Raw genomic sequence first — 15,214 nt, 5'->3', positions numbered from 1 at the left:
AATTGTATCCAAATTAAATTGTTTTTTATCCTAGTTATAGTTTTTTAATCAAATATATTGACAACGCTTTCATATAAGATAGAATGAAGATAGTCCTGTTCTGATGTTTGATTGTGAGAACAGTTACTTTTTTGTTCTATTAGGAGGATAAAATGAAAGATCTATTTTTTGAAAAACGTTGCCGTTACAGTATTCGTAAGCTATCAATCGGGGCTTGTTCCTTGATGATTGGTTCAGCTCTATTTGCGAGTCCCGCTCTTGCCGAACAGGTTGCGGTCCCTGAAACAGTTGCAAATACGAGCGCCCAAGCTACAAGCGCTAGTGAAACAGCTAATCCAGATACTGCAGCTATCGAAAAACAATTATCGGAAACAGAGAACAAAGTAGCTGAGCAACCAATTTCAGAAAACACTCCAGCAATAACGGATTTGGTTAATGAAAAAGAAGAAGCAAAGCCAACTCCGACAGATAAAACTGAAAAACCTGCTCAACCAACTGAAAAAGAAGAAGTTAAACCAGAGGAAGCTCCTCAAGTGGCTGAGAAGAAAGCCGACAAACCGACTCTAGCAGACGTTCCTAAAAATGAAGAAAAGAGTCTCCGACCAAAAGAAATCAAATTTGATACTTGGGAAGATTTGTTGAAATGGGAACCGGGTGCGCGTGAGGATGATTCCATCAACCGTTCCTCAGTTGAACTCGCCAAGCGCCATAGAGGCCAGTTGGTTAATGAAAAAGCAAGCAGAAGAGCCAAGGTTCAGGCGCTGGCAAACACCAACTCGAAAGCTAAAGACCACGCTTCTGTTGGTGGAGAAGAATTCAAGGCCTACGCTTTTGATTACTGGCAATACTTGGATTCAATGGTCTTCTGGGAAGGCCTAGTTCCTACTCCAGATGTCATTGATGCAGGGCACCGCAACGGAGTTCCCGTTTATGGAACACTCTTTTTCAACTGGTCAAATAGCATCGCCGACCAAGAAAAATTTGCGGCTGCCTTAAAGCAAGATGAAGATGGCACTTTCCCAATTGCACGCAAACTCGTTGATCTCGCTAAGTACTATGGATTTGATGGTTACTTCATTAACCAAGAAACAACGGGGGAATTGGTAGAACCTCTTGGTGAAAAGATGCGTCAGTTCATGCTCTATACAAAAGAATACGCAGCCAAAGTCAACCACCCAATCAAGTATGCTTGGTATGATGCCATGACCTATAAATATGGTCGTTACCACGAAGATGGTCTTGGTGATTATAACTACCAGTTCATGCAAAAAGAAGGTGACAAGGTCCCTGCAGATCAATTTTTTGCCAATTTTAACTGGAACAAGGAAAAGAATGACCACTCCGTAGAGATGGCAAAATGGCTAGAACGTAGCCAATATGATGTCTTTGCAGGCTTGGAATTGCAACAAGGTGGTTCTTATAAGACCAAAGTCAAATGGGATGCCCTCTTAGATGAAAAAGGCAAGTTGCGTTTGTCACTTGGACTATTTGCACCAGATACGATTACCAGTCTAGGAAAAACAGGTGAAGATTACCACAAGAACGAAGACATCTTCTTTACAGGTTACCAAGGAGATCCAACGGCTCAAAAACCAGCAGATAAAGAGTGGTATGGAATTGCCAATTTAGTTGCTGACCGTACACCAGCAGTGGGCCGGACCTTCACGACCTCCTTTAATACAGGTCATGGTAGAAAATGGTTTGTAGACGGCAAAGTTTCTAAGGATTCTGAGTGGAACTACCGTTCTGTTTCTGGTGTCTTGCCAACATGGCGCTGGTGGCAGACTTCAACGGGAGAAAAACTTCGTGCAGAATATGACTTTACAGATGCCTATAATGGAGGTAACTCTCTTAAATTCTCAGGTGATGTAGCTGGTAAGACGGACCAGGATGTGAATTTGTATTCTACCAAACTAGAAGTAACTGAGAAAACCAAACTCCGTGTTGCCCACAAGGGAGGAAAAGGCTCTAAAGTTTATATGGCCTTCTCTACAACTCCAGACTACAAATTTGAGGATGCAGACGCATGGAAAGAACTGACTCTTTCTGATAACTGGACGAATGAAGAATTTGACCTCAGCTCACTAGCGGGAAAGACTATCTATGCAGTTAAACTCTTCTTCGAACATGAAGGTGCTGTAAAAGATTATCAGTTTAACCTAGGTCAATTGACAATTTCGGATAACCACCAAGCACCTCAAGCCCCGACAGGTCTCTCTGTGGTGAAGCAATCTCTTAAGAATGCCCAAGAAGCTGAAGCAGTTGTTCAATTTACGGGTAACCAAGATGCAGATTTCTATGAAGTCTACGAAAAAGACGGTGACAACTGGCGTTTGTTAACAGGATCATCTGCTTCCACTATCTACTTGCCAAAAGTTAGCCGCTCTGCTAATGCGACTGGTACGACTCAGGAATTGAAAGTCGTTGCAGTTGGTAAAAATGGACTCCGTTCTGAAGCGGCGACGGCATCATTCAACTGGGGCATGACTGTTCAGGATACAACTCTCCCAAGACCTTTGGCTGAAAATATTGTTCCAGGAGCAAAGGTTATCGGTAGCACTTTCCCAAATACTGAAGGTGGAGAAGGCATTGAAGGTATGTTGAACGGTACCATTACAAGTCTATCAGACAAGTGGTCTTCAGCTCAGTTGAGCGGTAGTGTGGATATTCGCTTGACCAAGCCACGTACCGTTGTTAGATGGGTCATGGATCATGCGGGAGCTGGTGGTGAGTCTGTTAACGATGGTCTGATGAACACCAAGGACTTTGATCTTTATTACAAGGATACAGATGGCGAGTGGAAACTAGCTAAGGAAGTCCGTGGCAATAAAGCGCACGTTACGGATATCACTCTTGACAAACCAATCACTGCCCAAGACTGGCGTTTGCATGTCATTACATCTGATAACGGAACACCCTGGAAGGCCATTCGTATCTACAACTGGAAGATGTACGAAACCTTGGACACTGAAAGTCAAAATATTCCAATGGCTAAGGTAGCTGCTCGTTCACTTGGAAATCATCAAGTTCAACTAGGCTTCTCTGATATTCCGGCAGGCGCTACCATCACCGTTTACGACAAGGCAGACTCACAAACACCGATTGCAACCTTGAAGACTGAAACTGGTGGCGACCTGGCAACAGCACCATTGGCCTTTGACAAGCAACCAACTCTCCTCTACTATCGTACCCAACTACCTGGCAAAGAAATCAGTAACACCTTGGCTGTAGCGATTCCACAGGATGAAAGAAAAATTGCTGCGGTTAGCCTGGGAAAAGAACCTAAAAAGACGGTTTACAAAGAGGGAGAAAAACTTGATCTCAGAGGCGGAACACTCCGTGTTCAATACGAAGGGGGACAAGTCGACGAGCTGATTAACCTTACTCACTCAGGTGTGTCGGTATCTGGATACGATGCTCATCAAAAAGGGGAACAAAACCTAACACTTCAATACCTTGGTTTACCAGTGTCGGGTGAGCTGAAAGTCCAAGTGACAGGACAGGATGAAGGAAAACCAAAAGAAGTAGCGGGCTTGTATATTACTAAGAAACCGAAAACAGACTATCTAGTAGGAGATCAACTGGATCTCTCTGAAGGTCGCTTCGGTGTTCTCTATGATGATGAGACGGAAGAAAGTCATGCCTTTACGGATCAAGGTGTTGAAATCACGAGCTATGATGCTCAGAAGACTGGACGACAAACCTTGACCTTGCATTACAAGGGACACACTGCTGAGTTCGATGTCTTGGTTTCTCCAAAAGCAGCTGTCAACGATGAGTACCTCAAACAAGAAATCACTGCTGCCCAAGGCCGTCAGTCAACCCTTGCCTACACCTTCTCAAGTGAGGATAAACAAGCAGCGCTAGTAGAGAAGCTCAATGCAGCGAAAACTGTAGCAGAAAACCACAATGCTAGTCAAGAAGAAGTCAACCAGGCTTTGAATGAGTTGAAACAAGCAGGGACAGACTTGGATGGAAATCAACGTTATCAGACAGCTAGAGAAGAATTGGAAGGCTTACTCGAATCTGTCCGTGAAAAAGGTCCTAAAGCTGAGTTGATTGCCCAAGCTGAAGCTTTATTGTCTTCACAAACGCCAACTCCTCAAGTCTTTGCAGAAATGAAAGAAAAGTTGAATAAGAAACTAGCCCCTGCAGAAGAAAGCCATCATGTTGGCAGCATGGATCCTAACGAAGGAGCTCCTACAGTAGAGGCTTTGCCTGAACTGGTTGTTGAAACAGAAACAAAATCCTTTGAACGTCAGGAGCGACCAAACGCCGAGCTTCTCAAAGGACAACGCCGTGTTGTGCAAGTAGGAGTTGAAGGTCAAGTTCGTCACTTTATAGAAGTAGATGCCCAAGGCAATCGCACTCTTCGCTCGACTGAAGTTCTTAAGGAAGCTCTCCCAGAAATCACTGAAGTTGGTACAAAAGTCCTTTCAAGTAATCAACCATCAGAAGGAGTGAAAGATTTAGTTCTAGCAAATCCGAAACTGGAAATTGAAGAGGGGACAGTTTCCTTCGAACGTCAAGAACGACCAAATGCAGCCCTTCTCAAAGGTCAACGTCAACTTGTCCAAAAAGGAGTTGAAGGTCAAGTTCGTCGCTTTGTAGAAGTTGATGCTCAGGGCAAACGCACCCTTCACTCCACTGAGGTTCTCAAGGAATCAATCCCAGAAATTGTTGAAGTTGGAACGAAAGTTCTCTCAAGAAATCAACCAGCTGAAGGTGTAAAAGATCTAGTTCACGAGAAACCAACTCTTAAAATTGAAGAAAAACCACTTGCCTTCGAATATCAGGAACGACCAAATGCAGCCCTCCTCAAAGGTCAACGTCAACTTGTCCAAAAAGGAGAGGAAGGCCAAGTTCGTCGCTTTGTAGAAGTAGATGCCCAAGGCAAACGGACCCTTCGTTCAACTGAAGTTCTTAAGGAAGCTATCCCAGAAATCACAGAAGTTGGAACAAAAGAAGTGGCGCCAAGTCCAGGTAAACCTCATGCTGATACCCTCTCTAAAGAGCAAAAGGGACTTCCAGCTACACCAAGTACAAATGCTCCAACTGCAGAAGTGCCTGTCAAAGGTGAAGCAGCAAGCAAACAACTGCCAAATACAGGAGTAGAAACAGATGTTAGTCTAGTAGCGCTTGGACTTCTTGGAGTTTTAAGTGCTTATGGACTTGTAGCTTTGAAAAAGAGAGAAGATTAAACGACTTATTATTCCTTAAGTCGTTTGATAAAAAAAGTAAAAGAAAGATTTGATTCCATATAGAATCAAATCTTTCTTTGTTTTTAAGGACGAGAAATGAGTTCTCTAAAATGCATTCCAAATGAATAGGAAGATAAAAATACAACCCCAAGCGTTACCAGTTTTCTTTTGGATGACTAGCATACCGTAGATTAAGATAAAAACAGACAAGGACTCTAAAATAGCATGGATACTAAGACCAAGCATCCCGTGGATAATGAGGCAGATTAGAGCACAGGTGAAGGCTCCGTAATCAAGCCAAGTATGGTGTGATGGATAGCGACAGTTGATTTTGTTTGCAATGACAACATAATTAAAACCTTCCCAGAATCCCCAAACAAGAGCAGTGAAGAGAAAGCCCAAGACATTTGTAGGGAAAGGACTTGTGAGAATTTCTTTAGCAATGAGGATGGATTGAAAAGGGAGATAGGAATGAATCTGCCCTCTACTGATGAGAAAAAGAAGTAAGGGGAGACAGATAGTAGCCGTCTGAATGAGGGTTGGGAGGAAGTGTTTAGCTAGCAAACCATATTGTTTCCAGCTTTCTTTTCTTCGAATCATTACCACGTTCGTCCCCAATCCAGCAACACAAAACTGAAGAGTTGCGAGAAAAAGAAGACGAATCCAGATAGGAAACTCTGTTTGGTGAGAGAAATCAAGTATTTGTTTTTGGAAAAGGGCATATCCTATAAACGAAAGAATTGTCAAAATGGCAATAATATTGAGGTCTTGATCGGCTTCTTTTTGCTTAACTGTTAGAGTATTTTTCATCATTTAGAGCTCCTTATCTTATTTTCTATTATAAAATAATAAGAAATAAAGAACAATAAAGAACTGGAAAAGTTTAGGGTTTTGCTATCTCTTTTGCTGATTTTGTGATATAATTAACACGTATAAAAAAAGAAGGAGTCATATCTAATGGCAAAATTGACTGTTAAAGACGTTGACTTGAAAGGGAAAAAAGTTCTCGTTCGTGTTGATTTCAACGTACCTGTAAAAGATGGCGTGATTACCAATGACAACCGTATCACTGCAGCTCTTCCAACTATCAAGTACATCCTTGAACAAGGTGGACGTGCTATCCTCTTCTCTCACCTTGGCCGTGTAAAAGAAGAAGCAGACAAAGAAGGTAAATCACTTGCTCCTGTAGCTGCTGACTTGGCTGCTAAGTTGGGACAAGAAGTTAAATTTATCCCAGGTGTTACACGTGGTGCTGAATTGGAAGCCGCTGTTAACGCTCTTGAAGATGGACAAGTTCTCTTGGTTGAAAACACTCGTTTTGAAGATGTTGACGGCAAGAAAGAATCTAAAAATGATCCTGAACTTGGTAAATACTGGGCATCACTTGGAGATGGTATCTTCGTAAACGATGCATTCGGTACAGCTCACCGTGCACACGCATCTAACGTTGGTATCTCAGCAAACGTTGAAAAAGCAGTTGCTGGATTCCTTCTTGAAAACGAAATTGCCTACATCCAAGAAGCTGTTGAAGCTCCAGAACGTCCATTCGTAGCTATCCTTGGTGGTTCAAAAGTTTCAGACAAGATCGGTGTTATCGAAAACTTGCTTGAAAAAGCTGATAAAGTCCTTATCGGTGGTGGGATGACTTACACATTCTACAAAGCACAAGGTATCGAAATCGGTAACTCACTTGTAGAAGAAGACAAATTGGATGTTGCGAAAGCTCTTCTTGAAAAAGCAAACGGCAAATTGATCTTGCCAGTTGACTCAAAAGAAGCAAACGCATTTGCAGACTACACTGAAGTGAAAGACACTGAAGGTGAAGCAGTAGACCCAGGATTCCTTGGTTTGGATATCGGTCCTAAATCTATCGCTAAATTCGACGAAGCTTTGACTGGTGCCAAAACAGTTGTATGGAACGGACCTATGGGTGTATTTGAAAACCCTGACTTCCAAGCTGGTACAATCGGTGTCATGGACGCTATCGTGAAACAACCAGGCGTGAAATCAATCATCGGTGGTGGTGACTCAGCTGCCGCAGCTATCAACCTTGGTCGCGCAGACAAGTTCTCATGGATCTCTACAGGTGGTGGAGCATCAATGGAACTCCTTGAAGGTAAAGTTCTTCCAGGATTGGCTGCACTTACAGAAAAATAAGCTTTCTTAAATGAAACGATGAAAAGAGGAACTCTGTTTCCTCTTTTTTATAGTCTAAATTAAAAACGCTTCCGATTGATTTTGGCTCATAAAATCAACTAAATTATGATAAAATGGAAATAGAAAGTTGAAATTATGAGTTATTTTAAAAAATATAAATTTGATAAGTCACAGTTCAAGCTTGGTCTACGAACCTTTAAAACCGGAATTGCTGTTTTTTTAGTTCTCTTGATTTTTGGATTTTTTGGTTGGAAGGGATTTCAAATTGGGGCTTTGACAGCAGTCTTTAGTTTGAGAGAGAGTTTTGATAAGAGTGTTCATTTTGGAACATCACGCATTCTAGGAAACAGTATCGGAGGTTTCTACGCCCTTGTTTTCTTCCTCTTAAACACTCTATTTCAAGAAGCCTTTTGGGTGACCTTGCTGGTTGTTCCGATTTGCACCATGTTGACCATTATGACAAATGTCGCCATGAACAATAAGGCGGGAGTTATCGGTGGTGTAGCAGCTATGTTGATCATTACCCTATCAATACCGAGCGGAGAAACATTTTTGTACGTGTTTGCGCGTGTATTTGAAACTTTTATGGGAGTTTTTGTCGCAATCCTTGTAAATTATGATATTGAGCAACTGAAACTCTTTTGGGAGAAAAAAAGAAAATAATGTTACATTTTATGACATTATTCGTTGACGTTTGTCTTTTTTTAGACTATAATAGACAGGAAGAAGGAAATTGTAAATGAAGGAAAGAGAATTTCGCCGAAATATGGCTGTTTTTCCTATCGGTAGTGTTATGAAATTGACCGATCTCTCGGCGCGTCAGATTCGTTATTATGAAGATCAAGAGTTGATAAAGCCTGATCGAAACGAAGGGAACCGTCGCATGTATTCCTTGAATGATATGGATCGTCTACTTGAAATCAAAGATTATATCTCTGAAGGTCATAATATTGCTGCGATTAAGAAAAAATATGCTGAACGCGAGGCGAAGTCCAAAAAAGCCGTGAGTCAGACGGAAGTGCGTCGTGCACTTCACAATGAACTCCTCCAGCAGGGGCGCTTTGCTTCAGTACGGTCACCCTTTGGTCGCGGTTAGGCAACCGCAAGTAGTCATATATTAAGGAGAAAACCCATGCCAATCACAGCTGCAGATATTCGTCGTGAAGTCAAGGAAAAAAATGTTACCTTTATCCGTCTCATGTTTTCAGATATTCTGGGAACCATGAAAAACGTCGAAATTCCTGCTACAGATGAACAGTTAGATAAGGTCTTGTCAAACAAAGCCATGTTTGATGGATCTTCTATTGAAGGTTTTGTACGTATCAATGAATCAGATATGTACTTGTATCCAGACTTGGACACATGGACAGTCTTCCCTTGGGGAGATGAAAATGGAAGTGTTGCAGGTTTGATCTGTGATGTCTATACAACAGAAGGTGAGCCATTTGCAGGTGACCCTCGTGGTAATTTGAAGCGTGCGCTTCGTCATATGGAGGAAGTGGGATTCAAATCTTTCAACCTTGGGCCAGAGCCAGAATTCTTCCTATTTAAGTTGGATGAAAATGGTGACCCAACACTTGAAGTAAATGACAAGGGTGGCTACTTCGACTTGGCCCCTACTGACCTTGCAGACAATACGCGTCGTGAAATCGTGAATGTCTTGACCAAAATGGGATTTGAAGTAGAAGCGAGTCACCACGAGGTTGCGGTTGGACAACATGAAATTGACTTCAAGTATGATGAAGTCCTCCGTGCCTGTGACAAGATTCAAATCTTTAAACTCGTTGTTAAAACCATTGCTCGTAAACACGGTCTTTACGCAACCTTTATGGCAAAACCAAAATTTGGTATTGCCGGATCAGGTATGCACTGTAATATGTCCTTGTTTGATGCAGAAGGAAATAATGCCTTCTTTGATCCAAACGATCCAAAAGGAATGCAGTTGTCTGAAACGGCCTACCATTTCCTTGGTGGTTTGATCAAGCATGCCTACAACTATACTGCCATCATGAACCCAACGGTTAACTCATACAAACGTTTGGTTCCGGGTTATGAAGCGCCTGTTTACATTGCTTGGGCTGGTCGTAACCGTTCACCGCTAGTTCGTGTACCGGCTTCACGTGGTATGGGAACTCGTCTTGAGTTGCGTTCAGTGGATCCGATGGCAAACCCATATATCGCTATGGCAGTTCTTTTGGAAGTTGGTTTGCATGGTATTGAAAACAAAATCGAAGCACCAGCTCCGATTGAAGAAAATATCTACATCATGACAGCAGAAGAGCGTAGGGAAGCTGGAATCACAGATCTTCCATCAACACTTCACAACGCCTTGAAAGCTTTGACTGAAGATGAAGTGGTTAAGGCTGCCTTAGGTGAACACATCTATACGAGCTTCCTTGAAGCCAAACGTATCGAGTGGGCTAGTTATGCGACATTCGTTTCACAATGGGAAGTTGATAATTATCTTGATCTTTACTAATATAGAAGAAAGATTGCCTGAGGGCGGTCTTTTTTCTTGCGTTTTATATCGAGGTGTGATATATTTTATATAATGAAGCGCGATATATCGAATTAAATAGGAGGTGTGGTTAAATGGAATTAACAGATAAGATTAGGCGTGTTTACCTTCCCATGACTGAAACGGGTTTTTATATCTTGTTTTGTCTACAGAAGGAGAACCATGGATATGGTATCACACAAAAGGTCAAGGAGATGACAGATTCGCAAGTTTCGATTAGTCCTGGAACTATGTATGGAACCTTGTCAAAAATGGAAAAGGATGGCTTGATTTCCTTTTTTCGCGAAGAGGAAAAACGGAAAATCTATCAGATAACAGATTTGGGACGAAAAGTTTTAGAGATTGAATTGAAACGTATTGAACGACTTTACAGAAACAGTCGGGAGGAAGGTTGATGGAAAAGAAGGTTATTTATAGAATTGCTACCATTGCGGATTATGATAGAGAGGCTTTATATCTTAGAAAAATGCATGCTGAGGGGTGGAAGCTCAAGGAAGTAACCTACTCTAACTTAGTAGTTGCGGTTAAGTATACTTTTGAAAAGTGCCAACCGGAGCAGGTGTCTTATCAGTTAGACTTTTATCCAATGAAAAAATCAGAGAGAGCCTCCTATTTACAATTATTTAAAGACTGTGGCTGGGAGCATATTACAGACTTTAATGGTTTTTCCTACTTTAGAAAAGCATATTCTGAAATTGAATCGGATGCAGAATTTGAAATTTATAATGACGCGGCCGGGAAGTTAGCTGTGGTCAAACGGATTTTAATAATGCGGATGCTTCCTATTTTGCTTCTCTTTTTAGCCCTACTACCGGTTTTCTCAAAGTTTGTCAGTGGAGGTAGTTCTTTCAGTTGGGAATTGTTTTTGATTTTCATAATAGATTATGTTTTATTGATAGTTTTTGCGATTCAGATTCTTTATATTTTTTGGAGATTGTTCCAAAAGTGAAAAGAATTATCTGATAGTTGAAACAATACTTGTTTTCTGATTTGGAGGTCAGGCAATGAATAGCAAAGTACAATTTCGGATTTTCACCATTGTTGATTTGGACAAGGAAGAAGAATATTTGCATGAGATGCACTTGAAAGGTTGGAGGTATAGAACTAACCGTTTTGGTTTTTTCTATTTTGAACAATGCCAACCAGATGATGTCATCTATCATATCTATGATTCTCGCAATCTTAAAAAGTGTAAGCATGAACTGCAAGATTTTAAAAATAGAGGTTGGGAATCGATAGAAACAGGTTTTTGTTCAATTCTTCGTAAATCAGCTTCTGATTTACTTCCGGAGGATCAAGTCTATATGAATAAGGGGCTCAGGTGGGAAGTTATGCGGTCTAGACTTCGTTCATGTACAGCTACTTTCTTAGGTGGTTTTGTTGTCTGTATGAGTTTATTTAGAGAAGATCTTTCTATATCTTTCTTCATTATTTTTGTTCTATACGCTTTCCTGATTTCTTATCTGATCTATGGATATTACAGACTTAAAAGGAAATACCAAGTAGATGGAAGGTAAGATTCTAGGTCTTCAGACTGATTTTTAGCACTCTTGGCAAAAGAGTGCTAATTTTTTGAGTTTTTGTCTTGACATTCTCTTTTAAGGGTGTATAATAGAATCATAAGTTAGCACTTTAGTGTATCGAGTGCTAATCGATCAGACAGAGAGGAGTGATGAGGTGGTTACAGAGCGTCAGCAGGATATTTTAAATCTAATTATTGACATCTTTACCAAAACGCACGAACCTGTCGGATCCAAAGCCTTGCAAGAGTCTGTTAACTCTAGCAGTGCAACCATTCGTAATGATATGGCGGCTTTAGAAAAGCAAGGTCTGCTTGAGAAAGCTCATACTTCAAGTGGTCGGATGCCAAGTGTTGCTGGTTTTCAGTACTATGTGAAACACTCACTGGATTTCGACAGACTAGCTGAAAATGAGGTTTATGAGATTGTCAAAGCCTTTGATCAGGAGTTCTTCAAACTGGAGGATATTCTGCAAGAGGCTGCTAATCTGCTAACAGACTTGAGTGGTTGTACGGTAGTGGCACTGGATGTTGAGCCCAGTAGGCAACGGTTGACAGCATTTGATATCGTTATTTTAGGACAACATACAGCCTTGGCAGTATTTACCTTAGACGAATCGCGAACGGTTACCAGTCAGTTTTTGATCCCAAGAAACTTCTTGCAGGAGGATTTGCTGAAACTGAAGAGCATCATTCAGGAACGTTTCCTCGGTCACACCGTTCTAGATATTCACTACAAGATTCGGACGGAGATTCCGCAAATTATCCAGCGTTACTTTACAACAACGGATAATGTTATCGATCTCTTTGAACACATCTTTAAGGAAATGTTCAGCGAAAACATTGTGGTGTCGGGCAAGGTCAATCTCTTGAATTTTGCAAATCTAGCAGCTTATCAGTTCTTTGACCAACCACAGAAAGTGGCTCTGGAAATTCGTGAGGGTCTGCATGAAGATCAAATGCAAAATGTCCGTGTTGCGGACAGTCAAGAGTCTTGTCTAGCAGAACTAGCAGTGATTAGCAGTAAATTCCTCATTCCTTATCGAGGTTTTGGAATTCTTGCCATTATCGGTCCGGTTAATCTGGATTACCAGCAATTGGTTAATCAACTCAATGTTGTCAATCGAGTACTAACTATGAAACTCACAGATTTCTATCGCTATTTGAGTAGTAATCATTATGAGGTGAGTTGAACATGAAATTACATAAATTCCTAAAAAGGAGGCGAAAAATGTCTGAGGAAATAAAAAACGAAGAAGTAAAAGAAGAGGAAGTTGTGGAAACAGTTGAAGAAACAACTCCTGAAAAGTCAGAGTTAGACTTGGCAAATGAACGTGCGGACGAGTTTGAAAATAAATATCTTCGTGCTCATGCAGAAATGCAAAATATCCAGCGCCGAGCTAATGAAGAGCGTCAAAACTTGCAGCGCTATCGTAGTCAAGATTTGGCAAAAGCAATCTTACCATCGCTCGATAACCTAGAACGTGCACTTGCAGTTGAAGGATTGACAGACGATGTCAAAAAAGGATTGGAGATGGTGCAAGAGAGCTTGATTCACGCTTTGAAAGAAGAAGGAATCGAAGAAATCGCAGCTGATGGTGAATTTGACCACAACTATCACATGGCTATCCAAACTCTCCCAGCAGACGATGAACACCCAGCAGACACCATCGCCCAAGTCTTCCAAAAAGGCTACAAACTCCACGACCGCATCCTACGCCCAGCAATGGTGGTGGTGTACAATTAAATTGAAATCTTGTCCGAAACGACAATAAACTATGAATGAAGATAAGAGGCAAGCCAGAGGCTTGCAAATCGATATTTTCCGCCGTGGTGAAAGTTTCAGTAGTGTACGCTACTGAAACAGGGGATTTTTGAGACTTTAGGCTCAAAAATTAGTGATGAAATTCCGAAGGGATTTGCTCACGTCCCCACCACTTAAGGGAAATATCAAAAATAGAAAATTAACTAATAAGGAGAAAAACACATGTCTAAAATTATCGGTATTGACTTAGGTACAACAAACTCAGCAGTTGCGGTTCTTGAAGGAACTGAAAGCAAAATCATCGCAAACCCAGAAGGAAACCGCACAACGCCATCTGTAGTGTCATTCAAAAACGGCGAAATCATCGTCGGTGACGCTGCAAAACGCCAAGCAGTAACAAACCCAGATACAGTTATCTCAATCAAATCTAAGATGGGAACTTCTGAAAAAGTTTCTGCAAATGGAAAAGAATACACTCCACAAGAAATCTCAGCTATGATTCTTCAATACTTGAAGGGTTATGCTGAAGATTACCTTGGTGAAAAAGTAACGAAAGCAGTTATCACAGTTCCAGCCTACTTCAACGACGCACAACGTCAAGCAACAAAAGACGCTGGTAAAATCGCTGGCCTTGAAGTAGAACGTATCGTCAACGAACCAACTGCAGCGGCTCTTGCTTACGGTTTGGACAAGACTGACAAAGAAGAAAAAATCTTGGTATTCGACCTTGGTGGTGGTACATTTGACGTATCTATCCTTGAACTCGGCGACGGTGTCTTCGATGTATTGGCAACTGCAGGGGATAACAAACTCGGTGGTGACGACTTTGACCAAAAGATTATCGACCACTTGGTAGCAGAATTCAAGAAAGAAAACGGTATTGACTTGTCTACTGACAAGATGGCAATGCAACGTTTGAAGGATGCAGCTGAAAAAGCTAAGAAAGACCTTTCAGGTGTAACTTCAACTCAAATCAGCTTGCCGTTCATCACTGCGGGTGAGGCTGGACCTCTTCACTTGGAAATGACTTTGACTCGTGCCAAATTCGACGATTTGACTCGTGACCTTGTAGAGCGTACAAAAGTTCCAGTTCGTCAAGCCCTTTCAGATGCAGGTTTGAGCTTGTCAGAAATCGACGAAGTTATCCTTGTTGGTGGTTCAACTCGTATCCCAGCCGTTGTAGAAGCTGTGAAAGCTGAAACTGGTAAAGAACCAAACAAATCAGTAAACCCTGATGAAGTAGTTGCTATGGGTGCTGCGATCCAAGGTGGTGTGATTACTGGTGATGTGAAAGACGTTGTCCTTCTTGACGTAACACCATTGTCACTTGGTATCGAAACAATGGGTGGCGTCTTCACAAAACTCATCGACCGTAACACTACTATTCCAACATCTAAATCACAAGTCTTCTCAACTGCAGCAGACAACCAACCAGCCGTTGATATCCACGTTCTTCAAGGTGAACGCCCAATGGCAGCAGATAACAAGACTCTTGGACGTTTCCAATTGACAGATATCCCAGCTGCACCTCGTGGTATCCCACAAATCGAAGTAACATTTGACATCGACAAGAATGGTATCGTATCTGTTAAAGCCAAAGACCTTGGAACTCAAAAAGAACAAACTATTGTGATCCAATCTAACTCAGGTTTGACAGACGAAGAAATTGACCGCATGATGAAAGATGCTGAAGCAAACGCTGAAGCAGATAAGAAACGTAAAGAAGAAGTTGACCTTCGTAACGAAGTAGACCAAGCTATCTTTGCGACTGAAAAGACCATCAAGGAAACTGAAGGTAAAGGCTTCGACGCAGAACGCGACGCTGCCCAAGCTGCCCTTGATGATCTTAAGAAAGCCCAAGAAGACAACAACTTGGACGAAATGAAAGCAAAACTTGAAGCATTGAACGAAAAAGCTCAAGGACTTGCTGTTAAACTTTACGAACAAGCTGCAGCAGCACAACAAGCTCAAGCACAAGCAGGAGCAGAAGGCGCACAAGCAACAGGAAACGCAGGCGATGACGTCGTAGACGGAGAGTTTACGGAGAAATAGGA

At 41.6% G+C, this 15,214-nt stretch carries 12 protein-coding genes; 11 read left to right on the top strand and 1 reads right to left on the bottom strand.

All coding sequences use genetic code 11. From position 1 onward, the window contains the following. Nucleotides 1-152: 152 nt before the first annotated feature. Nucleotides 153-5,201, top strand: a complete 5,049-nt coding sequence (locus D8804_RS07245; RefSeq protein ID WP_125399305.1) for an endo-beta-N-acetylglucosaminidase — start codon at nucleotides 153-155, stop codon at nucleotides 5,199-5,201. Between the two features lie 105 nt (nucleotides 5,202-5,306). Here D8804_RS07245 and D8804_RS07240 read toward each other — a convergent pair whose 3' ends face one another. Then, nucleotides 5,307-6,014 (bottom strand): hypothetical protein, encoded by a 708-nt coding sequence (locus D8804_RS07240; protein ID WP_260472346.1) that lies wholly within the window; start codon nucleotides 6,012-6,014, stop codon nucleotides 5,307-5,309. Between the two features lie 144 nt (nucleotides 6,015-6,158). Between D8804_RS07240 and D8804_RS07235 the strand changes: the two genes are divergently transcribed. From D8804_RS07235 to dnaK, 10 genes are all read left to right on the top strand, one after another. Beyond that, the gene (locus tag D8804_RS07235; protein WP_001096770.1) at nucleotides 6,159-7,358 is read left to right on the top strand and encodes a phosphoglycerate kinase; all 1,200 of its coding nucleotides are present in this window, start codon (nucleotides 6,159-6,161) and stop codon (nucleotides 7,356-7,358) included. Between the two features lie 135 nt (nucleotides 7,359-7,493). Next, on the top strand, nucleotides 7,494-8,021 hold the full coding sequence (locus tag D8804_RS07230; RefSeq protein ID WP_125399304.1) for an FUSC family protein: 528 nt from the start codon (nucleotides 7,494-7,496) through the stop codon (nucleotides 8,019-8,021). A 76-nt stretch (nucleotides 8,022-8,097) separates the two neighbouring features. Beyond that, complete coding sequence (gene glnR, locus D8804_RS07225) at nucleotides 8,098-8,454, top strand: transcriptional repressor GlnR (protein ID WP_000664333.1); 357 nt, start codon at nucleotides 8,098-8,100, stop codon at nucleotides 8,452-8,454. 36 nt (nucleotides 8,455-8,490) lie between these two features. Further along, nucleotides 8,491-9,837 carry a type I glutamate--ammonia ligase gene (gene glnA, locus D8804_RS07220; RefSeq protein WP_125399303.1) on the top strand — a complete coding sequence of 449 codons (1,347 nt, stop codon included), beginning with the start codon at nucleotides 8,491-8,493 and terminating at the stop codon, nucleotides 9,835-9,837. Nucleotides 9,838-9,950: 113 nt separating this feature from the next. Continuing rightward, nucleotides 9,951-10,271 (top strand): PadR family transcriptional regulator, encoded by a 321-nt coding sequence (locus D8804_RS07215; RefSeq protein ID WP_125399302.1) that lies wholly within the window; start codon nucleotides 9,951-9,953, stop codon nucleotides 10,269-10,271. Next, nucleotides 10,271-10,825, top strand: coding sequence for a DUF2812 domain-containing protein (locus D8804_RS10425; RefSeq protein WP_125399301.1), 555 nt, complete (start codon nucleotides 10,271-10,273; stop codon nucleotides 10,823-10,825). The genes D8804_RS07215 and D8804_RS10425 overlap by 1 nt, the downstream gene beginning before the upstream one ends. Before the next feature lie 55 nt (nucleotides 10,826-10,880). Further along, nucleotides 10,881-11,393 carry a DUF2812 domain-containing protein gene (locus D8804_RS07205; RefSeq protein ID WP_125399300.1) on the top strand — a complete coding sequence of 171 codons (513 nt, stop codon included), beginning with the start codon at nucleotides 10,881-10,883 and terminating at the stop codon, nucleotides 11,391-11,393. Nucleotides 11,394-11,553: 160 nt separating this feature from the next. Continuing rightward, a complete protein-coding gene (gene hrcA / locus D8804_RS07200) occupies nucleotides 11,554-12,588 on the top strand; it encodes a heat-inducible transcriptional repressor HrcA (protein WP_125399336.1) in 1,035 nt (344 codons plus the stop codon). A 38-nt stretch (nucleotides 12,589-12,626) separates the two neighbouring features. Further along, nucleotides 12,627-13,142, top strand: a complete 516-nt coding sequence (gene grpE, locus D8804_RS07195; protein WP_001288016.1) for a nucleotide exchange factor GrpE — start codon at nucleotides 12,627-12,629, stop codon at nucleotides 13,140-13,142. 240 nt (nucleotides 13,143-13,382) lie between these two features. Beyond that, on the top strand, nucleotides 13,383-15,212 hold the full coding sequence (dnaK, locus tag D8804_RS07190; RefSeq protein ID WP_125399299.1) for a molecular chaperone DnaK: 1,830 nt from the start codon (nucleotides 13,383-13,385) through the stop codon (nucleotides 15,210-15,212). The last annotated feature ends 2 nt before the right edge of the window (nucleotides 15,213-15,214 follow it).

The sequence above is a fragment of the Streptococcus oralis genome (assembly GCF_003944215.1).
Classification (GTDB): domain Bacteria; phylum Bacillota; class Bacilli; order Lactobacillales; family Streptococcaceae; genus Streptococcus; species Streptococcus oralis_BI.
Note: the sequence above shows the minus strand (reverse complement) of the source record. Positions and strands in the feature narration are given on the sequence as shown.